The 19667-nt window shown below is 73.0% G+C and carries 21 protein-coding genes; 15 read left to right on the forward strand and 6 right to left on the reverse strand.

Annotated elements, in window-relative coordinates:
- The first annotated feature begins 2 nt into the window (after positions 1–2).
- Complete coding sequence (locus tag SACTE_RS27220) at positions 3–1082, forward strand: FtsX-like permease family protein (RefSeq protein WP_014049236.1); 1080 nt, start codon at positions 3–5, stop codon at positions 1080–1082.
- On the forward strand, positions 1079–1759 hold the full coding sequence (locus SACTE_RS27225) for an ABC transporter ATP-binding protein (RefSeq protein ID WP_014049237.1): 681 nt from the start codon (positions 1079–1081) through the stop codon (positions 1757–1759). Before SACTE_RS27220 ends, SACTE_RS27225 begins: the two co-directional genes overlap by 4 nt.
- 29 nt (positions 1760–1788) lie before the next feature.
- On the opposite strand, the gene SACTE_RS27230 is transcribed toward SACTE_RS27225, so the two are convergent.
- The gene (locus tag SACTE_RS27230) at positions 1789–2589 is read right to left on the reverse strand and encodes an IclR family transcriptional regulator (RefSeq protein ID WP_014049238.1); all 801 of its coding nucleotides are present in this window, start codon (positions 2587–2589) and stop codon (positions 1789–1791) included.
- A gap of 334 nt (positions 2590–2923) precedes the next feature.
- Here SACTE_RS27230 and allB point away from each other — a divergent pair, with 334 nt between their 5' ends.
- Both allB and SACTE_RS27240 read left to right on the forward strand, forming a co-directional pair.
- A complete protein-coding gene (allB, locus tag SACTE_RS27235; protein ID WP_014049239.1) occupies positions 2924–4276 on the forward strand; it encodes an allantoinase AllB in 1353 nt (450 codons plus the stop codon).
- Positions 4277–4440: 164 nt separating this feature from the next.
- Positions 4441–4770, forward strand: a complete 330-nt coding sequence (locus SACTE_RS27240; RefSeq protein ID WP_014049240.1) for a putative quinol monooxygenase — start codon at positions 4441–4443, stop codon at positions 4768–4770.
- Positions 4771–4813: 43 nt separating this feature from the next.
- Here SACTE_RS27240 and SACTE_RS27245 read toward each other — a convergent pair whose 3' ends face one another.
- The 3 genes from SACTE_RS27245 to SACTE_RS27255 form a co-directional block, all read right to left on the reverse strand.
- Positions 4814–5650, reverse strand: a complete 837-nt coding sequence (locus SACTE_RS27245) for an aldo/keto reductase (RefSeq protein WP_014049241.1) — start codon at positions 5648–5650, stop codon at positions 4814–4816.
- A gap of 116 nt (positions 5651–5766) precedes the next feature.
- Complete coding sequence (locus SACTE_RS27250) at positions 5767–6504, reverse strand: SDR family oxidoreductase (protein WP_014049242.1); 738 nt, start codon at positions 6502–6504, stop codon at positions 5767–5769.
- A 202-nt stretch (positions 6505–6706) separates the two neighbouring features.
- Positions 6707–7351: a TetR/AcrR family transcriptional regulator gene (locus tag SACTE_RS27255; RefSeq protein WP_014049243.1), complete on the reverse strand. Its 645-nt coding sequence runs from the start codon at positions 7349–7351 to the stop codon at positions 6707–6709.
- A gap of 221 nt (positions 7352–7572) precedes the next feature.
- On the opposite strand from SACTE_RS27255, the gene SACTE_RS27260 reads away from it, so the two are divergent.
- Positions 7573–8493: a DMT family transporter gene (locus SACTE_RS27260; protein ID WP_014049244.1), complete on the forward strand. Its 921-nt coding sequence runs from the start codon at positions 7573–7575 to the stop codon at positions 8491–8493.
- Here SACTE_RS27260 and SACTE_RS27265 read toward each other — a convergent pair.
- On the reverse strand, positions 8483–8686 hold the full coding sequence (locus SACTE_RS27265) for a hypothetical protein (protein ID WP_014049245.1): 204 nt from the start codon (positions 8684–8686) through the stop codon (positions 8483–8485). The two genes, SACTE_RS27260 and SACTE_RS27265, sit on opposite strands and share 11 nt — an antisense overlap.
- Positions 8687–8831: 145 nt before the next feature.
- On the opposite strand from SACTE_RS27265, the gene SACTE_RS27270 reads away from it, so the two are divergent.
- The 4 genes from SACTE_RS27270 to SACTE_RS27285 are packed head-to-tail and all read left to right on the forward strand — an operon-like array spanning position 8832 to position 12453.
- Complete coding sequence (locus SACTE_RS27270) at positions 8832–10079, forward strand: histidine kinase (RefSeq protein WP_014049246.1); 1248 nt, start codon at positions 8832–8834, stop codon at positions 10077–10079.
- A 10-nt stretch (positions 10080–10089) separates the two neighbouring features.
- Positions 10090–10812 (forward strand): response regulator transcription factor, encoded by a 723-nt coding sequence (locus SACTE_RS27275; RefSeq protein ID WP_014049247.1) that lies wholly within the window; start codon positions 10090–10092, stop codon positions 10810–10812.
- Positions 10813–10845: 33 nt separating this feature from the next.
- Positions 10846–12018, forward strand: a complete 1173-nt coding sequence (locus SACTE_RS27280) for a cytochrome P450 (RefSeq protein WP_014049248.1) — start codon at positions 10846–10848, stop codon at positions 12016–12018.
- A gap of 15 nt (positions 12019–12033) precedes the next feature.
- Positions 12034–12453, forward strand: coding sequence for a PaaI family thioesterase (locus tag SACTE_RS27285; RefSeq protein ID WP_014049249.1), 420 nt, complete (start codon positions 12034–12036; stop codon positions 12451–12453).
- 26 nt (positions 12454–12479) lie between these two features.
- On the opposite strand, the gene SACTE_RS27290 is transcribed toward SACTE_RS27285, so the two are convergent.
- Positions 12480–13484 carry a Gfo/Idh/MocA family oxidoreductase gene (locus SACTE_RS27290; RefSeq protein WP_014049250.1) on the reverse strand — a complete coding sequence of 335 codons (1005 nt, stop codon included), beginning with the start codon at positions 13482–13484 and terminating at the stop codon, positions 12480–12482.
- A gap of 135 nt (positions 13485–13619) precedes the next feature.
- Between SACTE_RS27290 and SACTE_RS27295 the strand changes: the two genes are divergently transcribed.
- The 6 genes from SACTE_RS27295 to SACTE_RS27320 all read left to right on the forward strand — a co-directional run bounded on the left by SACTE_RS27295 (position 13620) and on the right by SACTE_RS27320 (position 19631).
- Positions 13620–14339 carry a GntR family transcriptional regulator gene (locus SACTE_RS27295; protein ID WP_037758888.1) on the forward strand — a complete coding sequence of 240 codons (720 nt, stop codon included), beginning with the start codon at positions 13620–13622 and terminating at the stop codon, positions 14337–14339.
- Between the two features lie 320 nt (positions 14340–14659).
- Positions 14660–15643: a substrate-binding domain-containing protein gene (locus SACTE_RS27300; RefSeq protein WP_014049252.1), complete on the forward strand. Its 984-nt coding sequence runs from the start codon at positions 14660–14662 to the stop codon at positions 15641–15643.
- A complete protein-coding gene (locus SACTE_RS27305) occupies positions 15640–16692 on the forward strand; it encodes an ABC transporter permease (RefSeq protein ID WP_014049253.1) in 1053 nt (350 codons plus the stop codon). Before SACTE_RS27300 ends, SACTE_RS27305 begins: the two co-directional genes overlap by 4 nt.
- Positions 16689–17552, forward strand: a complete 864-nt coding sequence (locus SACTE_RS27310; RefSeq protein ID WP_014049254.1) for an ATP-binding cassette domain-containing protein — start codon at positions 16689–16691, stop codon at positions 17550–17552. Before SACTE_RS27305 ends, SACTE_RS27310 begins: the two co-directional genes overlap by 4 nt.
- 133 nt (positions 17553–17685) lie before the next feature.
- A complete protein-coding gene (locus tag SACTE_RS27315; protein WP_014049255.1) occupies positions 17686–18855 on the forward strand; it encodes an ROK family glucokinase in 1170 nt (389 codons plus the stop codon).
- A gap of 266 nt (positions 18856–19121) precedes the next feature.
- Positions 19122–19631: a hypothetical protein gene (locus SACTE_RS27320; protein ID WP_014049256.1), complete on the forward strand. Its 510-nt coding sequence runs from the start codon at positions 19122–19124 to the stop codon at positions 19629–19631.
- Positions 19632–19667: the final 36 nt, after the last annotated feature.

Genomic DNA, 19667 nt, shown 5'->3' on the forward strand with positions numbered 1-19667 from the left:
CCATGTTCGTCGCATGGAGAGATCTACGGTTCGCCAAGGGACGGTTCGCCCTCATGGGGTCGGTCGTCGTGCTCATCACCCTGCTCGTGGGGATGCTGTCCGGTCTGACGGCCGGCCTCGGCAAGGAGAACACCTCGGCCGTCACGGGACTGGACGCGGACCACATCGCGTTCGCCGCCCCGCCGGACGGCCGGTCCGAGTCGTTCGCCGACTCGGCCGTCACCAAGGAGGCCTGGCGCACCTGGTCGCACCGGCCCGGAGTGACGGCCGCCGAGCCGCTCGGAGTCAGGACCCTGAACGCCGCCTCGGGCGACGGGGAGCGCACGGCCGCCGTCTCGGCGTTCGGCGTCGAGCCGGACGGTCCACTGGCCCCCGGCCGGGTCGGCCCCGGCACGGTGGTGCTCTCGGTGCAGGCCGCCGACGAGCTCGGCGCCGGCCCCGGCGACACCCTGTCCCTCGCCGGCACGGAGGTGACCGTGGGCACGGTCGCGGGCGACGCCTCGTACAGCCACACGCCGGTGGTGTGGACCTCCCTCGGCGACTGGCAGCGCGTCGGCGGCAGCGAGGACCGGGCCACCGTGATCGCTCTGACGACCACCGGGCAGGCCGACCTCGCGGCCGGTGACAAGGCCGCAGGCACCAGCACCCTGACGCTCGACGACTCCCTCGGGGCGATCGGGTCCTACCAGGCGGAGAACGGGTCGCTCCAGCTGATGCGGGCCTTCCTCTTCGCGATCTCCGCGCTGGTCATCGGCGCGTTCTTCACGGTGTGGACGATCCAGCGCAGCGGCGACGTCGCCGTGCTCAAGGCGCTGGGCGCCTCGACGCCGTACCTCCTCAAGGACGCCCTCGGCCAAGCCGTCGTGATGCTGGCGGCCGGGACCGGGCTGGGCACCGCGCTGGCGGCGGGCATCGGCGCGCTGGTCGGCGGGGACGGCGGCGCCGTGCCCTTCGTCCTCGACGCGTCGACCGTGCTCGTCCCCGCCGGCGTCATGATCCTGCTCGGCGCGCTCGGGGCCGCCCTGTCCATCCGGCGGATCACCGCCGTCGACCCGCTCACCGCACTCGGGAGTGCCCGATGACCCTCATCCTCACCGACGTCACGCTGACCTACCCCGACGGGGACGCCCGGCTCACCGCGCTCGACCGGGTCTCGCTGGAGGTCCCGGCCGGTTCGCTCACCGCGGTCGTCGGACCGTCCGGCTCCGGCAAGTCCAGCCTGCTGGCGGTCGCCGCGACCCTGGTCACGCCCGACCGGGGGCAGGTCGTCGTGGCCGGTACGGACACGGTGGCGCTCGGCCGCGCCGAGCAGGCCGCCCTGCGCCGGGAACGCGTCGGCATCGTCTTCCAGCAGCCGAACCTGCTGCCCTCGCTGACGGCGGCGGAGCAGCTCCAGGCGATGGCGCACCTGTCGGGCCGCCCTGTCCGGGCGGCCCGGGGCCGGGCGCTGGAGCTGCTGGACGCGGTCGGCCTGGCCGACAAGGCGGACCGCAGGCCGCACCAGCTGTCGGGCGGCCAGCGTCAGCGGGTCAACATCGCCCGGGCCCTCATGAACGAGCCCGCGGTCCTGCTCGTCGACGAGCCGACCAGCGCCCTGGACCACGAACGCGGCGCCGCGGTCCTCGACCTGCTCATCGGCCTGACGCGCACCCGGTCGACGGCCACGGTCATGGTCACCCACGACCGGACCCACCTGGACCGGGTGGACGCGACGGCGGCGATGGAGGACGGCCGCCTCACGGCGCTCGCACGGACCTGACCGCCGTACGCGGGGCGCGAGGCCCCGCCTCAGCTCGTGGTGCCGCTGCTGGCCAGGGCCTCGGAGAGCTCCTTCGCGATCTGCTGGAGGATCGGCACGATCCGCTCCGTCGCCGCCTCCGTCACCCGGCCCGCCGGGCCCGAGATGGAGATGGCGGCGGACGTGGGGGAGTCGGGGACCGGCACCGCGAGGCAGCGGACCCCGATCTCCTGCTCGTTGTCGTCCACCGCATAGCCCGCCCTGCGCACCTGCTCCAGCGCGTCCAGGAAGCCGTCCGGCGTGGTGATCGTCTTCTCGGTGGCCGCCGGCATGCCCGTACGGGCGAGCAGCGCGCGCACCTCGTCCGCCGGGGTGTCGGCCAGCAGGGCCTTGCCCACCCCGGTGGAGTGCGGCAGCACCCGGCGGCCGACCTCCGTGAACATCCGCATCGAGTGCTTCGACGGCACCTGGGCGACGTAGACGATCTCGTCGCCGTCGAGCAGGGCCATGTTCGCCGTCTCGCCGGTCTCCTCCACCAGCCGCTGGAGGTACGGCCGCGCCCAGGTCCCCAGCAGCCGGGACGCGGACTCGCCGAGCCGGATCAGGCGCGGGCCCAGCGCGTAACGGCGGTTGGACTGCTGGCGTACGTAGCCGCACAGCACCAGCGTGCGCATCAGCCGGTGGATCGTCGGCAGCGGAAGGCCGCTGCTCGCGGAGAGTTCGCTGAGCCCGACCTCGCCCCCGGCGTCCGCCATGCGCTCCAGCAGATCGAAGGCGCGCTCGAGCGACTGCACCCCACCGCCGGCACCGGCGGGTTTGGAGTCGGATGTGCTGGCGTGGGACGGCGGCACGTCAACGGTCCTTTCGAAGCGGAGGCAAGACAGCAGCCTACCGGGCGGCTCCCGATCGGCCCACTGCTCCCGGTGCGGCGTCCTTGCCGGTCAGGACCTGTTTTGTCCCGGTGTCGGCAGTCGGGTCCCCGGTGGTGCCGGAGTCCGGAGGCATCACTCCTGGATCATTCTACGTTCCGTCTGGCGAAATTGGACTTTTACTTTGTGGAAACCCTCAAACGCGGCCACCTGGTCCCGGGTCAGGGGGGCAGGGCCTTGACGGGGTGGCCCGGCGAGTGAAGACTCCTTCAACAGTTCGTTGAATTCTTGGTGGAACCTTGAGTGAGGAGCACGCGTGTCCGAGGCACAGGCGAAGGCGGACGCGAAGCTGGTGCTGCGCTCGACGCGCGTCGTCACCCCGGACGGGACCCGCGCGGCCGCGGTCCTGGTCGCCGGAGAGGTGATCGAGGCCGTTCTGCCGTACGGCACCGAGGTGCCGGGCGCACGTGTGGAGGACTTCGGCGACGACGTGCTCCTGCCGGGCCTCGTCGACACCCACGTCCATGTGAACGACCCCGGCCGTACCGAGTGGGAGGGCTTCTGGACGGCCACCCGCGCCGCCGCGGCCGGCGGCATCACCACCCTCCTGGACATGCCGCTCAACTCCCTCCCCCCGACCACCACCGTCGGCCACCTGCGCACCAAGCGGGAGGTGGCCGCGCCCAAGGCGCACATCGACACCGGCTTCTGGGGCGGTGCTGTCCCCTCCAACACCGAGGACCTGCGACCGCTGTACGAGGCCGGGGTCTTCGGGTTCAAGTGCTTCCTGTCGCCGTCCGGGGTCGAGGAGTTCCCCGAGCTCGACCAGGAGCAACTGGCCCGCGCCATGGCCGAGATCGCCGGCTTCGGCGGACTCCTCATCGTGCACGCCGAGGACCCCCACCACCTGGCGTCCGCGCCGCAGCGCGGCGGACCCGCCTACGCCGACTTCCTGGCCTCCCGCCCGCGCGACGCGGAGAACGCCGCGATCGAGGGCCTCATCGGCCACGCCGAGCGGCTGGGCGCCCGCGTGCACGTGCTGCACCTCTCCTCCGCCGACGCCCTGCCGCGGATCGCCGCCGCCAAACGTGACGGCGTCCGCGTCACCGTCGAGTCCTGCCCGCACTTCCTCACCCTCACCGCCGAGGAGGTCCCGGACGGCGCCACCGAGTTCAAGTGCTGTCCGCCCATCCGGGAGGCGGCCAACCAGGACGCGCTCTGGGCGGGCCTCGCCGACGGCACGATCGACTGCGTCGTCTCCGACCACTCGCCGTGCACCACCGACCTCAAGACCCCCGACTTCGCCTCCGCGTGGGGCGGGATCTCCTCGCTCCAGCTGGGCCTGCCCGCCGTCTGGACCGAGGCCCGCCGGCGCGGACACACGCTCGACGACGTCGCCCGCTGGATGTCCACCGCCCCCGCCGCCCTCGCCGGACTCGCCCGCAAGGGAGCCGTCGAGGCCGGACGCGACGCCGACTTCGCGGTCCTCGACCCCGAGGCCACCTTCACCGTCGACCCCGCCGAACTCTTCCACCGCAACCAGGTCACCGCCTACGCCGGCCGGACCCTGCACGGTGTCGTCAGGTCGACCTGGCTGCGCGGCCGGCGGATCGCCACCGACGGCCGGCCGTCCGCGCCCACCGGCCGCCTCCTCGCCCGGGACCGCTGACCGGGGGCCGGGAACGGCCGGGCCCCGGGCTCGTCGGCGGGCGCCAGGCGGGCAGGAGTACGGGTACGACCGTCAGGCGGCGCGCGGGTGCGCCGGGTCTGCCCGTTCCGCAGGCATATGGCAGCCTGGTCGACGCCCGCACCCGCCCCACCACTGGAGTGGCCATGATCTTCATCGCCGTCAAGTTCACCGTCCGCAGCGCCGAGCGCGACAACTGGCTCCCGGCCGTCGACGCGTTCACCCTCGCCACCCGCCAGGAGCCGGGGAACCTCTTCTTCGAGTGGTCCTACAGCGTGGAGAACCCGGACCAGTTCGTCCTGCTCGAAGCGTTCGCCGACGAGGCGGCGGGCGTCGCCCACGTGAACTCGGACCACTTCAAGGCGGCCATCGACACCATGTCCGAACTGGTCGCCGAGATCCCCGAGATCATCAACGTCGAGGTGCCGGGGGACGACTGGTCGCGGATGGCGGAGGTCACCCCGCGCAACCGGTGACCGGCCGTCCGGCGCCCGCCGCGCGCCCGGGGACGCGCCGCCCTCAGAACTCCTCGTGCGTCTCGGGGTCGCCGCCGAAGCGGTGCGGCGGCCGCGAACCGATCGCCGCCACCTCCTCGGGCGTCAGTTCGAACCCGAACAGGTCGAGGTTCTGCCGCTGCCGCCCGGGGTCGGCGGACTTCGGGATCGGTACCGCGCCGAGCTGGGTGTGCCACCGCAGCACCACCTGACCGGGCGTCACCCCGTGCGCCTCGGCGGCCGCCACGACCTCCGGGGCCTCGAGGACCTGACGCCCCCTGGCCAGCGGGCTCCAGCTCTCCGTGACGATGCCCTTCGCGGCGTGCACGGCCCGCAGCTCCTCCTGCGGAAGCAGCGGGTGCATCTCGATCTGGTTCACGACGGGCAGCACGCCCGTCTCCCGCTCCAGCCGGTCCAGGTGCTCCGCGGTGAAGTTGGAGACACCGATGGAGCGCACCAGGCCGTCCTCGCGGAGCTTGATCATCGCCTTCCAGGTGTCCACGTACTTGTCCACCTGTGGCAGCGGCCAGTGGATGAGGTAGAGGTCGACGTACTCCAGGCCCAGGTTGCTCCGCGACTCCTCGAACGAGGCCAGCGTCTCCTCGTAGCCGTGGTGCCGGCCGGGCACCTTGGTCGTGACGAGGACCTCCTCGCGGGGTACGCCGCAGCGGGTGATGCCGCGTCCGGTACCGGTCTCGTTGCCGTAGTTCAGCGCGGTGTCCACGAGCCGGTAGCCCACGTCCAGTGCCGCCGCGACGGCCCGTTCCGCCGCGTCGTCGTCGAGCGGCCAGGTGCCGAGGCCCACCGCGGGGAGGGTGCGGCCGTCGTGGAGGGTGTGGACCGGGGTCGGGGTGTGGCTCATCGGGTTCCCTTTTCGTTCGCGGTGCCGTCCCCGCCCAGCGTAGGTCCGGGCCCGCGCCGACCGGCGGTGCGGCGCGGGCCCGGGGTGTACGAGCCGTCCCGATCCGGCGGGAGGGCCTACGCGGCGTGACCGCCGTCCACCACCACCTCCGTACCGGTGATGTAGGCGGCCTCCGCGCTCACCAGATAGGCGACCAGGGAGGCCACCTCGTCCGGGGTGCCGAAGCGGTCCAGTGCGGTGGCCGACCGCTGGGCCGCGGCGAACGGGCCGTCGGCCGGGTTGAGGTCCGTGTCCACCGGGCCCGGCTGGATCAGGTTCACCGTGATGCCGCGCGGCCCCAGCTCCCTGGCCAGCGGCTTGGTCAGACCGGCCAGGGCGGACTTGCCGAGGGCGTAGAGCGTGGCGCCCGGGCCGCCGGCGTACCGGCTCAGCGCCGTGCCGAGCGAGATGATCCGGCCCCCGTCCGCCAGCCGCTCCGCCGCGGCCCGGCAGGCCAGGAACACCGCGCGTACGTTGACGGCGAGGACCCGGTCCACGTCGGCCGGGTCCAGCTGCGTGATCGGACCGAGGACCCCGATGCCCGCGTTGTTGACGAGGACGTCGAGCCGGCCCAGCGCGTCCGCCGCCTCGTGCACCGCCGCACCCGCCGCGTCCGCGTCGGCGGCGTCCGAACGCAGGGCGACACCCCGGCGCCCGTACCCCTCGACGCGGCGGACGACCGCGTCGGCGGCCTCCTTGTCCCGTACGTACGTCAGGGCCACGTCGGCGCCGTCCCGCGCGAGCCGGAGAGCGGTCGCCGCACCGATGCCCCGGCTTCCGCCGGTCACGAGAGCGGTCCTGTTGCTGCTGGTCATGTCGGATTCCCGTCCGTCGTCCTGGAAGGCCCCCGCACACTGCGGGCGGCGGGCACGAGGACCAGGAAAGTCTCTCGGCGCGGGGAAGACCGGCGGGAAACGGACACCGAGCAGCAGAGGACGGGGCGGGCCGGAGAGTCCGGCCGCGCCCTCGGGTCCGTACCCCCCGGAAGCGCGGCCACGGCCGTGCCCGGACGGGCGTTCAGGCGGTGGCGGGGAGCAGCGCGGGATCCGTGACGACGCCGCGCAGCCGCCCCAGGATCGCCTTCGTCGCCTTGGCGTAGCCCGGCGCGTTGTCGTGGAGCACCGACTCGGCGTTCGCCAGTTCCATGAACGCGATGAGTTCGAAGGCCAGTTGGGAGACGTCCGTGTCCGCCGCCAGCTCCCCGCGCACCCGGGCCTCCTCCAGCGTCTCCTCCACGAAGGTGACCCAGCCGGTCTGCGTGGCCGCCAGCGCGTCGTGCACCTTGCCCTTGCGCGAGTCGAACTCCGCGATGGTCGCGTAGAAGAAGCAGCCGCCCCGGAAGACCCGGGTCCGCGAATAGGTGAGCCAGCTCTCGCACATGCGCCACACCCGCCCCAGGCCGGGATCCACCGCCCTCGTCGGCGTCAGCACGTGGTCCACGAAGATGGCCACCGCGGTGCGCACGGTGGCCAGTTGCAGCTCCTCCTTGGATCCGAAGAGGGCGAAGACGCCGCTCTTGCTCAGCTTCAGCTCCGTGGCCAGCCGCCCGAGCGACAGGCCGTCCAGGCCCTGTGTCGAGGCGACCTGGACCGCGCGCGCCAGGACCAGCTGCCTGGTCTGGTTCCCCCGCTCGACCCGTCCGTCCGGCCGCGCTTCACCCATGTGCCAACTCCGTGTCTACGAACATCTCAAGACCGGCATTCTAGGAGGAGCCGGAACCCCCGATCAGCCGCTTGCGCACGGGAGGACCTTTAGGGAAGCGAGGCCGGTCCGTCCTCCGGACAGAGGTTCGCGGCTGGGCCGTCCGTTCGGTACGGTGACCGTCCCGTGCGAGCCGGTGAGGTCTCCACATCGTTCCCGCTGTGGAGAAGCAGGAGAACCACGTGTCCTCTGCCGCGCTGCCCGCGCTCGCCCCGTCCCGCCGTGCCTGGGTCACCGATCTGCCCGTGCTGCTCGTCGCGGTCGTCTGGGGTGCCAGCTACCTCGCGGCCAAGGGCATCACCACCACCCACACCGTCGTCGCCGTCCTCGTGCTCCGCTTCGCGCTCGTGCTGCCCGTCCTGGCGGTAACCGCACGGCGTGGACTGCGGGCGCTCGGCGCGGCGCAGTGGCGGGGCGCCGGGTTGCTCGGACTGGTGCTCGGCGGGATCTTCCTGCTGGAGACGTACGGCGTCGTCCACACCTCCGCGACCAACGCCGGGCTCATCATCAGCCTCACCATGATCTTCACACCGCTCGCCGAGGCCGCCCTCACACGGACGCGCCCGTCCCGGGCCTTCGTCGCCGCGGCCGGGCTCTCGGTCGCCGGTGTGGTGCTCCTGACCCAGGGCGGCGGCTTCACCAGCCCGTCGGCCGGCGACCTGCTGATGCTCCTCGCCGCCCTCGCGCGCACGGTCCACGTCCTGGCCATGGCCCGCGTCAAGGCGCTCCGGCGGGCCGACTCGCTCTCCCTGACGACGGTCCAGCTCGGGGCCGCCGTCGCCGTCTTCGCGGTGCTGGCGGCGGCCCCGGGCACCGGCCCGTCCCCCTGGACGGTGGCCGCCGGTTTCGGCGCGGCCGAATGGGCCGGGCTCGTCTTCCTCTCCGTCTTCTGCACGCTCTTCGCCTTCTTCGTGCAGATGTGGTCGGTGCGCCGCACCTCGCCCTCCCGGGTCAGCCTGCTGCTGGGTACGGAACCGCTCTGGGCCGCCGCCGTGGGTATCGCGATCGGGGGCGAACGGCTCGGCCTCCCCGGGGTGCTGGGTGCGGTGCTCGTCCTGGCCGGCACCGCCTGGGGACGCCGCGACGCAGACCTCAGGACCTGATCGAGTCGGCCGCGACCATCAGCGCCCCGCCGGTCACGACCAGCACGATGTGCACGAAGAGCGCGTAGCCCTGGAGGAAGTCCAGCCTGGCCACCAGCGTGCCCAGCCGGAACCATCCCGTCCACTCGTACAGCAGCCCGGCGACACCCTGGAGGAACACGAGAAACCCGACGGTCTCGACACATTTCTTCATGCCCCGACCCTGGCGCGGACCGCCGTCCCCGCGCTTCGGCCGACGGTCTGCGAGGGGCCGACCGAAGTATTGACGTCGGCGACTTAGGTGTCCGATCCGCCCGCGCCGCCCCGTCGACGCCCCTGACCTGCCTAGGTTGGCCGGTATGACGCGTACGGAACACCGCTGGCTGCTGCCGTCGGCGCCGGCCGACCACGAGCTGCCCGGCGACCGGGCCGGGGCGCGCCGCACCGCGCGCGACTGGGCCGTCGACATCGCGGCCTTCCTCTGCGCCGCGGGCGCCGCGCTGCCCGCCCTCGGTGTCGTGGACGCCGACCCGGCCACGCCGGACGGCGTCGTCTTCGCCGACGTGCTGATCGCGGCCGCGTCCTGCTGCGCCCTGTGGCTCCGGCGGCGCCGGCCGGTGTGGGTGGCGGTCGCCCTGGCGGTGGTGAGCGCGGTGGAGCCCGCCGCCCTCGGGGCGCTGATGGTCGCGCTGTTCTCCCTCGCCGTGCACCGCCCCTTCCGGCCGGTGGCCTCCGTCGGCGCGGCCGCGCTCGCCGCCGCCGCCGTGCAGCCGCTGCTGCGCCCCGACCCCGCGTCCTCCTACATCGCCTCCGCGGTCATCGGGATGCTGCTGATCCTGCTGGTGATCAGCTGGGGCATGGTCGTACGGTCACGGCGCCGCCTCCTGCTCACCCTGCGCGACCGGGTGGTGCGGGCCGAGTCCGAGGCCGCGCTCAGGGCCGAGCACGCACAGCGCCTGGCCCGGGAGGCCATCGCCCGCGAGATGCACGACGTGCTCGCCCACCGGCTGACCCTGCTCAGCGTGCACGCGGGCGCCCTCGAATTCCGCCCCGACGCGCCCCCGGCCGAGGTCGGCAGGGCGGCCGGAGTCATCCGGGACAGCGCCCACGAGGCGCTCCAGGACCTGCGCGAGATCATCGGCGTGCTGCGGAGCCCGGGCGAGGGCGACGAGGGCAACCGGCCGCAGCCCACCCTCGCCACCCTGCCCGCCCTGGTCGAGGAGTCCCGCGCCGCAGGAGCGCGGGTGACCCTGGACAACGGCGTCGCCGACCCGGCGGGCGCGCCCGCGGCCACCGGGCGCACGCTCTACCGCATCGCCCAGGAGGCGCTGACCAACGCCCGCAAGCACGCCCCCGGCGCCCCGGTGGCGGTCACCGTGACCGGCGGCCCGGGGGACGGGCTGACCATCGAGGTCGCCAACCCGGCCCCCACCGAACCCTTCGATCCCGTACCCGGCTCCGGTCAGGGCCTCATCGGGCTCACCGAGCGCGCCTCCCTGGCCGGCGGCACCCTGACCCACGGCCCGGCGCCCGACGGGGGATTCACGGTCCTGGCGCACCTGCCGTGGCCCGCGGACGCGCAGCCGCCGTCGCCCGGCCCCGGATAGCGTGGCCGCCATGAGTAGCCCCGAAGCCCCGCCGGATCCGCCCATCCGTCTGGTCGTCGTCGACGACGACCCGCTCGTGCGGGCGGGTCTCGCCCTGATGCTGGGCGGGGCACCGGACATCGACATCGTCGGGGAAGGGGCCGACGGCGCCGAGGCCGAGAGCCTGGCCGCCCGGCTGCGCCCCGACGTCGTGCTCATGGACATCCGCATGCCGGGCGTCGACGGGCTGGCCGCGACCGAGGCGCTGCGGAGCCGGCCCGGCGCACCGGAGGTCGTCGTGCTCACCACCTTCCACGCCGACGAACAGGTGCTGCGGGCCATCCGCGCCGGAGCGGCGGGATTTGTCCTGAAAGACACGCCACCCGCCCAGATCGTGGAGGCGGTCCGCCGGGTCGCCGCCGGGGAACCGGTCCTCTCGCCCGCCGTCACCCGCCGCCTCATGGCCCACGCCGCGGGCCGCGCCCCCGACGACCGCTCGGCCCGCAGACGCCGTGCGCGGCAGCGGTTCGGCGAGCTCGCGGAGCGCGAACAGGACGTGGCGACGGCCGTCGGACGCGGCGCGTCCAACGCGGAGATCGCCGCCGCCCTCCATCTGAGCGTGGCCACCGTGAAGGCGCACGTCTCCCGGGTCCTCGCCCGGCTCGACCTCAACAACCGTGTCCAGATCGCGTTGTTGGTCCACGACGCGGGGCTGCTCGACGAGAGCAGGGAGCCGGACGGGGGCCTACCCTGAAACCGATTCGGACCGAACGAGGGGGGCAGGCCGATGTCCGTGGTCGATCTGCGTGGAGCACAGGACTTCACGGCGAATCCGTATCCGTTCTACGCGAAGATGCGCGCCGAGGGCCCGGTGCACGCCATCCGTACCGACGACATCGAGCACGCCTGGCTGATCGTCGGTTACGAGGAGGCCCGCGCGGCCCTCGCGGACCAGCGGTTCAGCAAGGACTGGCGTACGGCCGAGCACTGGGCGGCGTCGGAGAACCCCATCAACGCCAACATGCTGGAGATGGACGCGCCGCACCACACGCGGCTGCGCAGGCTGGTGGCCGGTGAGTTCACCGCACGGCGGATCGAGGCGCTGCGCCCGCGCGTCGAGGAGATCACCGGCCGGCTCCTCGACGCCATGGTGCCCGCAGGACGCGCCGACCTCGTCGACGCCTTCGCCTTCCCGCTGCCGATGACCGTGATCTGCGAACTGATCGGCGTACCGGACCTGGACCGGGACGCCTTCCGGCACCTGTCCAACGCCATCGTCGCGCCCGTCGCGCGCGACGCGGAGGAGAAGGCCGTCCACGCCATGGGCGACTATCTCGACGAGCTCATCGCGGACAAGCGCCGCTCACCGGGCGAGGACCTGATGAGCGCACTGATCCAGGCCCGGGACGAACAGGGTGACCGGCTGTCGTCCGACGAACTCGTCGGCATGGCCTTCCTGCTGCTGGTGGCCGGCCATGAGACGACCGTCAACCTCATCTCCAACGGTGTGCGCGCCCTGCTGGACCACCCCGACCAGCTCGCCCTGCTGCGGGCCCGGCCGGAGCTGCTCGACGGGGCCGTCGAGGAGATGCTGCGGTACGAGGGGCCGGTGGAGACCGCGACCTTCCGCTTCGCCCGTGAACCGGTCACGATCGGCTCCCAGGTGATCCCGGCGGGCGACGCCGTGCTGGTGGCCCTGGGCTCCGGGAACCGGGACGCGGACCGCTACCCGGACCCGGACACCTTCGACATCCGGCGTGAGCCGCGGGGCCACCTGGCGTTCGGCCACGGCATGCACTTCTGCCTGGGTGCCCCGCTGGCCCGCATGGAAGGACGCATCGCCGTCCGGGCCCTGCTGGACAGGTGCCCCGGGCTCGCCCCCGACCCGGACGGCGAAGAGCCCGACTGGCTGCCGGGCCTGCTGATCCGCGGGGTGCGCCGCCTGCCCGTACGGTGGTGAGGTAGGAAGGCCGGCATGACGGAACTCAGCCTCCAGGCGGCACGACAGGTCCTCGACAGCCAGCCGTTCAGCTCCCTCGTCGGGGCGCGGCTCACCGGGTTCGGTGACGGCGCCGCCACGCTGGAGGTCGGCGTTCGGGACGAACTCCGGCAGCAGAACGGCTTCCTGCACGGCGGTGTCCTGGCGTACGCCGCCGACAACGCCCTCACCTTCGCCGCCGGGACCACGCTCGGGGCCGCCGTGCTCACCGGCGGCTTCTCCATCCAGTACATCCGCCCCGCGACCGGCCGGACCCTGAGCGCCCGTGCGGTGGTCGTCCACACCGCGCGCCGGCAGGCCGTGGCGCGCTGCGATCTGTACACCGTGGACGACGAGGGCACCGAGACGCTGTGCGCGGTCGCCCAGGGGACCGTGCTCTCCGCCCGCCCGGCCTGACCCGGCCGGGCGGCCGGAGAGCACGGTCAGCCGCCGGGAATCTCGGCCAGCGGGACCGGTCTGCGCTCGGCGCGTGAGCGCTCGCAGGCCTCCGCGACCCGCAGCGCGTGCAGTGCCTCCCGGCCGTCGCAGGGGTTCGCCAGCTCGCCGCGTACCACCCGGACGAAGGCGTCCAGCTCCGCCTCGTACGCCGGGGCGAAGCGCTCCAGGAAGCCGGGCCAGGGCTCGGCGGGTGCGGGCGGGCCTTCCGGCTCCGCCGAGGTGATCGGGGTACGGCCGTCCAGCCCGACCGCCAACTGGTCGCGCTCGCCCGCCAGTTCCATGCGTACGTCGTAACCGGCGCCGTTGCACCGGGTCGCCGTCGACGTCGCCGTCGTGCCGTCGTCCAGGGTCAGCAGGGCGGCGGCCGTCGACACGTCGCCCGCGTCCCGGAAGGCCGGCGGGCCCGCGTCCGATCCGGTGGCGTACACCTCCACCACCTCACGGCCCGTCACCCACCGCAGGATGTCGAAGTCGTGCACCAGGCAGTCCCTGAACAGGCCGCCGGAGAGCGGGAGATAGTCGGCGGGCGGGGGAGCGGGATCGGAGGTGACCGTCCGTACGGTGTGCAGCCTGCCCAGCGCCCCGCCGCGCACGGCCGCGCGCGCCGCGCCGTACCCCGCGTCGAAGCGGCGCATGAAACCGAGCTGGAGCACGCTGCCCGCCCGCTCGACCTCCTCCAGCGCGCCCAGGGTCCCGGGCAGGTCCAGCGCGATCGGCTTCTCGCAGAAGGCGGGCAGGCCCGCCCGCGCAGCCCGGCCGATGAGGTCCGCGTGCGCCGCGGTCGCCGAGGTGATGACCACCGCGTCCACCCCGGCGGCCAGGACCTCGGCGGCCGAGGCGACGGCCCTGGCGCCGGTCCGCTCGGCGACCCCGGCCGCGCGGGCCGCGTCGGGGTCCGTCACCACCAGGGCGTCGACGCCCGGGTGGCGGCCCAGGACGCCCGCGTGGAAGGAACCGATCCGGCCGGTGCCGATGAGTCCGATACGCATGGACTCAACGTGCCGCCCGCCCGGCGCACTGTCAACTATATGTCCTGACAAAAAGCCGGTACGGCGCGGCTGCCACGCGGTACGCTCCCGTCCGTGCCCAAACCCGCCGCCGACTCCGCCGCCCTGGGGCTGGGTGTGGACCGCACCAGCCCCGTCCCGCTTTACCACCAGCTCGCCCAGCAGCTGGAGGCGGCCATCGAGCAGGGCCGCCTCGCGCCCGGCAGCCTTCTCGGCAACGAACTGGAGCTCGCCGCACGGCTCGGGCTGTCCCGGCCGACCGTCCGCCAGGCGATCCAGTCGCTCGTCGACAGAGGGCTGATGGTGCGCCGCCGAGGGGTCGGCACCCAGGTCGTCCACAGCCGCGTCAAACGCCCGCTGGAGCTGAGCAGCCTCTACGACGACCTGGAGGCCGCGGACCGCCGCCCCGCCACCCGTGTCCTGCGCAACACCGTCGAGCCCGCCCCGGCCGAGGTCGCCGCCGCGCTCGGGGTAGCGGAGGGCAGCGACGTCCACCTCGTCGAACGGCTGCGCCTCGCGCACGACGAGCCCGTGGCCCTGCTCCGCAACCACCTGCCCACGGGCCTGCTCGACCTGGACACCGGGCGGCTGGAGGCCACCGGGCTGTACCGGATGATGCGCTCCTCGGGCATCGTCCTGCACAGCGCCCGCCAGTCCGTCGGGGCGCGGGCCGCCGGCGGCGATGAGGCCGACCTGCTCGCCGAGCCGCCCGGGGCGCCGCTTCTCACGATGGAGCGCACCACCTTCGACGCCGGAGGCCGGGCGGTCGAGTTCGGCTGCCACGTCTACCGCGCCTCCCGGTACGCCTTCGAGTTCCAGCTGCTGGCGCGTCCCTGAGCCCGCCCGCCGCACCCCTCGCGGGCCCGGCCTCACCGCCGAGTGTTGACGGCGTCACGCGAGGCGGCTAGAACTCCCTCAGCCGCCTCGCCACGCTGCACAGGCGGCCCCGCAGACCGTGTGCGGGCGGCCCGACGAGGGGAGGCCGCCGGCACGCCCCGAACCGCCGCCGAGCCCCTGCCGGGCGATCCCGGTCCCGGCTCGGGGATACTTGGGCGGCCGGGCCGGGAGTCCACTCTCCCCGGCTCCACCAGGCAGCACAGCGAGCAGCACAAGAAGGGCACGGCGTCGTGGCAAGGGTTCGGACAGGGGTACGCGCGATGGGCGCCGTGCTCGCAGCGGTGCTGGGAGTCTCCCTCATGGGATGCAGCAGCACCGGCGGCAAGCGGGCGGAGGAGCGCGCGGCCAAGGAGGCCGCCGTGGGACGGTCCGCGGTGAACACACCCCGCTGGACGTTCGCCGTGGTCACCCACTCGGGCGACGGCGACACCTTCTGGGACATCGTCCAGAAGGGCGCCAAGCAGGCGGCCGACAAGGACAACATCAACCTCCTCTACATGCACAACGACGAGGGCCAGCAGCAGGCCGAGCTCGTCCAGACCGCGATCGACAAGAAGGTCGACGGGCTGATCGTCACGCTGGCCAAGCCCGACTCGATGAAGGCCGTCGTCGCCAAGGCGGTCAAGGCCGGCATCCCGGTGATCACGGTGAACTCCGGCTCGGCGGAGTCCAAGCAGTTCGGCGCCCTCACCCACATCGGGCAGGACGAGTCGATCGCCGGTGAGGCCGTGGGTGACGAACTGAACGCACGCGGACGCAAGAAGGTGCTCTGCGTCCTGCACGAACAGGGCAACGTCGGCCACGAGCAGCGCTGCGCCGGAGCCAAGAAGACCTTCGACGGCACCCTCCAGAACCTCTACGTCGACGGCACCAACATGCCCGACGTCCAGGCGTCCATCGAGGCCAAGCTCGACTCCGACCGGAGCATCGACGCGGTCGTCACCCTCGGCGCCCCGTTCGCCGCCGCGGCCGTCAAGGCCAAGCAGACCGCCGGCAGCAAGGCCGAGATCGACACCTTCGACCTCAACGCGAGCGTGGCCACCGCCCTCGCGAACAAGTCGCTCGGCTTCGCCGTCGACCAGCAGCCCTACCTCCAGGGGTACGAGGCCGTCGACCTGCTCTGGCTCTACCGCTTCAACCGGAACGTGCTCGGCGGCGGCCGCCCCGTACTGACCGGACCGCAGGTCATCACCGCCGACGACGCCGACGAGCTGGCCGAGTACACCAACCGGGGCACCCGATGACGGCGCCCGGTTCGACAGCGGCCCCGGACGGGGCCGACGAACGGCTGCTGCGCACCTCGCCGCTGCGCAAGCTGCTCGGCCGCCCCGAGCTCGGCTCGGTCGTCGGCGCCGTGGCCGTCTTCGTCTTCTTCGCGCTGGTCGCCGACAGCTTCCTGCAGACGTCCAGCATCGGCACCGTGCTCTACGCGGCGTCCACCATCGGCATCATGGCGGCGCCGGTGGCGCTGCTGATGATCGGCGGCGAGTTCGACCTGTCCGCGGGCGTGATGGTCACCAGCTCCGCGCTGGTCTCCTCGATGTTCAGCTACCAGATGACCGCCAACGTCTGGGTCGGCGTCTTCGTGTCGCTGCTGGTCACCCTCGGTTTCGGGGCCTTCAACGGCTTCATGCTGACCCACACGAAGCTGCCCAGCTTCATCATCACGCTCGGCACCTTCCTCATGCTGACCGGGCTGAACCTGGGCTTCACCAAGCTGATCAGCGGCACCGTGTCGACCAAGGCCATCGGCGACATGGAGGGCTTCGCGTCCGCCCGCAAGGTCTTCGCCTCCTACCTCACCCTCGGCGACGTCGAGCTGAAGGTCACCATCCTGTGGTGGGCGGCCCTGGTCGCGATCGCCACCTGGATCCTGATCCGCACCCGCTTCGGCAACTGGATCTTCGCCGTCGGCGGCGAGGCCGACGCCGCCCGCGCGGTCGGTGTCCCGGTCGTCCGCACCAAGATCGGCCTCTACCTCGGGGTGGCGTTCGCCGCCTGGGTCTCCGGCCAGCACCTGCTGTTCTCCTACGACGTGGTGCAGTCCGGCGAGGGCGTCGGCAACGAGCTGACCTACATCATCGCGGCCGTTATCGGCGGCTGCCTGATCACCGGCGGCTACGGCTCGGCGATCGGGGCCGCGGTCGGCGCGATCATCTTCGGTATGACCAGCAAGGGGATCGTCTACGCGGAGTGGGACCCCGACTGGTTCAAGTTCTTCCTGGGAGCGATGCTGCTCCTGGCCACCCTGCTCAACGCATGGGTACGCAAGCGCGCGGAGGCGACGACATGACGGCCGCCCAGGCTCGGGCCACCGAGGACGCGGAGAGCCGCGGGGCACTCGTCGAGCTCGACCACGTCAGCAAGTTCTACGGCAACATCAAGGCGCTGACGGACGTCTCGCTGGAGGTGCACGCCGGCGAGATCTCCTGTGTCCTCGGCGACAACGGGGCCGGCAAGTCCACCCTCATCAAGATCATCTCGGGGCTGCACCAGCACGACGCCGGGACGTTCCGGATCGACGGCGAGGACACCGTGCTCGCCAACCCGCGCGACGCCCTGGACCGGGGCATCGCCACGGTCTACCAGGACCTGGCGGTCGTCCCGCTGATGCCGGTCTGGCGCAACTTCTTCCTCGGCTCCGAGCCGACGAAGGGGACGGGCCCCTTCAAGCGCCTCGACGTGGCGCTGATGCGGGAGACCACCCGCAGGGAGCTGCTGCGCATGGGTATCGACCTGCGCGACGTCGACCAGCCGATCGGCACCCTGTCCGGCGGCGAGCGCCAGTGCGTGGCGATCGCCCGCGCCGTGTACTTCGGCGCCAAGGTCCTGGTCCTGGACGAGCCGACGGCGGCGCTCGGCGTCAAGCAGTCCGGTGTCGTGCTCAAGTACGTCGCGGCAGCCCGGGACGCCGGACTCGGCGTGGTCCTCATCACGCACAACCCGCACCACGCGTACCTCGTCGGTGACCGTTTCGTCCTCCTCAAGCGCGGCGCGATGTCCGGCAGCCACACCAAGGACGACGTCACCTTGGACGAGCTGACCCGTCAGATGGCGGGCGGCAGCGAGCTGGAGGAGCTCAGTCACGAGCTGGAGCGGGCCCCCGCGCCGGACCGCCTCGGCGGCGGCCCGACCGGCGCCGACACCCCGTAGCGCGACTCCCGTCACCGCGTCCCCGGGACCGTCCACCGGATCCGGGGGCGCGGGAATGGCAGAATCGAGGGCGGCGGGCGCCGTCCGCCGCCGGAATGACGACCTCCCGGCCCCCCGACCTGCCGCAGGGACGATGAGCACGTACCGCGACTTCACCCACCGCGGCTCCGCCCGCGCCACCGTCCTGCGGACCGTCGGTACGAGGGAGCGGCGTTCGCACCTCACGGCACCCAGAGTGCCCACCGTCGGCATCGACATCGGCGGTACCAAGGTGATGGCCGGCGTCGTCGACGCCGACGGCAACATCCTGGAGACCCTGCGGACCGAGACACCGGACAAGTCCAAGAGCCCCAAGGTCGTCGAGGACACCATCGTCGAGCTCGTCCTGGACCTCTCCGACCGGCACGACGTCCACGCCGTCGGCATCGGCGCGGCGGGCTGGGTGGACGCCGACCGTTCCAAGGTGCTCTTCGCCCCGCACCTGGCCTGGCGCGACGAACCCCTCAGGGACGCGCTCGCCTCCCGCCTCGTCGTCCCCGTCATGGTGGACAACGACGCCAACACGGCCGCCTGGGCGGAGTGGCGCTTCGGCGCCGGCCGCGGCGAGGACCACCTGGTCATGATCACGCTGGGCACCGGTATCGGCGGCGCGATCCTGGAGGACGGGCACGTCAAGCGGGGCAAGTACGGCGTCGCCGGTGAGTTCGGCCATATGCAGGTCGTGCCCGGTGGGCACCGCTGCCCGTGCGGGAACCGCGGCTGCTGGGAGCAGTACAGCTCCGGGAACGCCCTGGTGCGCGAGGCGAAGGAGCTGGCCGCCGCCGACTCTCCGGTCGCCCACGGCATCATCGAGCGGGTCAAGGGGAACATCCCCGACATCACCGGCCCGCTCATCACCGAGCTGGCCCGCGAGGGCGACGCGATGTGCGTCGAACTCCTCCAGGACATCGGCCAGTGGCTCGGGGTCGGCATCGCCAACCTCGCGGCCGCGCTCGACCCCTCGTGCTTCGTCATCGGCGGCGGCGTCAGCGCGGCCGACGACCTGCTGATCGGGCCGGCCCGGGACGCCTTCAAGCGCCAGCTCACCGGACGCGGCTACCGCCCCGAGGCCCGGATCGCCAAGGCCCAGCTCGGTCCCGAGGCCGGTATGGTCGGCGCCGCCGACCTGGCACGCCTGGTCGCGCGGCGGTTCCGGCGGACCAACCGCCGCCGGGTCGAGCGGTACGAGCGCTACGCCCAGATCTACGACCAGGCCGCGAGCACGCTCCGCAGCACGCGCAACGGCACCCGGGACGCCGGCTGAGCCGCCGCCGGCCCGTCCCGTCCGCCCATCAGCACTCCGCACCACAGCTCCGAGGGGTACCACCGACCATGACCGCCGCAGCCGGGCACCACGTCGCGCCGTGCCAGCCCCCGTCCTCAGGGTCCCCGGGGCCCGGCGGCGACGAGGGCGCCTCCCTCGACGGCCCTGCCGGGGGGACCTCCGACGGCTCCCGCGGAGGTCCCCCCGGTGGCCCCGGCGGCGGCCCCTCGGGGGGCGACGGGTCCCCGCCGGAGGACCGGCGCCGGATGTTCCGGCGCCGGCTGATCACCCTCACCATCATCGTCCTGCTCATCGGCGTCCCGGCCGGCTACCTGGTGATCTCGGCGTCGCAGAGCCGCCGTTCCGGGATGGACAAGGAGGCCGAGGCCGCGGCCCAGGGGCTGCGGGAGGACTGGCCGTCCGGCATGCAGCGACGGATCTTCGAGCTGCCGGTCCCGGGCAACGCCGTCGGCGTCCAGTACTACGAGACGAACAACTGGAAAGCCAGCCGGATGTACCTGAAGTTCCGGACGACGTCCGCCGGGCTGGACCGCTTCCTGAGCGGCGTCGGCACCGGCCGGGCGGCTCTGGAGACGGGCAAGGTCACCATCAGCGAGCGGGACGTCAAGATCACCGGCTGGGTCTTCGGGCCGGGCGTCGACTGGGCGGGCACGGTCCACCGGAACGACAACCCCCGCCCCACCCAGGACATCACCGTCAACATGACGGACCCTGCGGCCCCCGTCGTCTACGTGGTGTCCTCGGCGACCCCCTGACCCGGGGACCCGCACGCGCGGCCGCGGCGCCGGGCA

The sequence above is a fragment of the Streptomyces sp. SirexAA-E genome, assembly GCF_000177195.2.
Classification (GTDB): Bacteria; Actinomycetota; Actinomycetes; order Streptomycetales; family Streptomycetaceae; genus Streptomyces; species Streptomyces flavovirens.

Bases quoted from the DNA above. Each gene is read 5' to 3' on its own strand.
- SACTE_RS27225 (WP_014049237.1), top strand. From the start codon at position 1,079: ATGACCCTCATCCTCACCGACGTCACGCTGACCTACCCCGACGGGGAC.
- SACTE_RS27250 (WP_014049242.1), bottom strand. From the start codon at position 6,504: ATGACCAGCAGCAACAGGACCGCTCTCGTGACCGGCGGAAGCCGGGGC.
- SACTE_RS27320 (WP_014049256.1), top strand. From the start codon at position 19,122: ATGTTCCGGCGCCGGCTGATCACCCTCACCATCATCGTCCTGCTCATC.
- SACTE_RS27240 (WP_014049240.1), top strand. From the start codon at position 4,441: ATGATCTTCATCGCCGTCAAGTTCACCGTCCGCAGCGCCGAGCGCGAC.
- SACTE_RS27245 (WP_014049241.1), bottom strand. From the start codon at position 5,650: ATGAGCCACACCCCGACCCCGGTCCACACCCTCCACGACGGCCGCACC.
- SACTE_RS27300 (WP_014049252.1), top strand. From the start codon at position 14,660: ATGGGCGCCGTGCTCGCAGCGGTGCTGGGAGTCTCCCTCATGGGATGC.
- SACTE_RS27305 (WP_014049253.1), top strand. From the start codon at position 15,640: ATGACGGCGCCCGGTTCGACAGCGGCCCCGGACGGGGCCGACGAACGG.
- SACTE_RS27220 (WP_014049236.1), top strand. From the start codon at position 3: ATGTTCGTCGCATGGAGAGATCTACGGTTCGCCAAGGGACGGTTCGCC.
- SACTE_RS27315 (WP_014049255.1), top strand. From the start codon at position 17,686: ATGAGCACGTACCGCGACTTCACCCACCGCGGCTCCGCCCGCGCCACC.
- SACTE_RS27265 (WP_014049245.1), bottom strand. From the start codon at position 8,686: ATGAAGAAATGTGTCGAGACCGTCGGGTTTCTCGTGTTCCTCCAGGGT.
- SACTE_RS27290 (WP_014049250.1), bottom strand. From the start codon at position 13,484: ATGCGTATCGGACTCATCGGCACCGGCCGGATCGGTTCCTTCCACGCG.
- SACTE_RS27275 (WP_014049247.1), top strand. From the start codon at position 10,090: ATGAGTAGCCCCGAAGCCCCGCCGGATCCGCCCATCCGTCTGGTCGTC.
- SACTE_RS27255 (WP_014049243.1), bottom strand. From the start codon at position 7,351: ATGGGTGAAGCGCGGCCGGACGGACGGGTCGAGCGGGGGAACCAGACC.
- SACTE_RS27310 (WP_014049254.1), top strand. From the start codon at position 16,689: ATGACGGCCGCCCAGGCTCGGGCCACCGAGGACGCGGAGAGCCGCGGG.
- SACTE_RS27280 (WP_014049248.1), top strand. From the start codon at position 10,846: ATGTCCGTGGTCGATCTGCGTGGAGCACAGGACTTCACGGCGAATCCG.
- SACTE_RS27270 (WP_014049246.1), top strand. From the start codon at position 8,832: ATGACGCGTACGGAACACCGCTGGCTGCTGCCGTCGGCGCCGGCCGAC.
- SACTE_RS27285 (WP_014049249.1), top strand. From the start codon at position 12,034: ATGACGGAACTCAGCCTCCAGGCGGCACGACAGGTCCTCGACAGCCAG.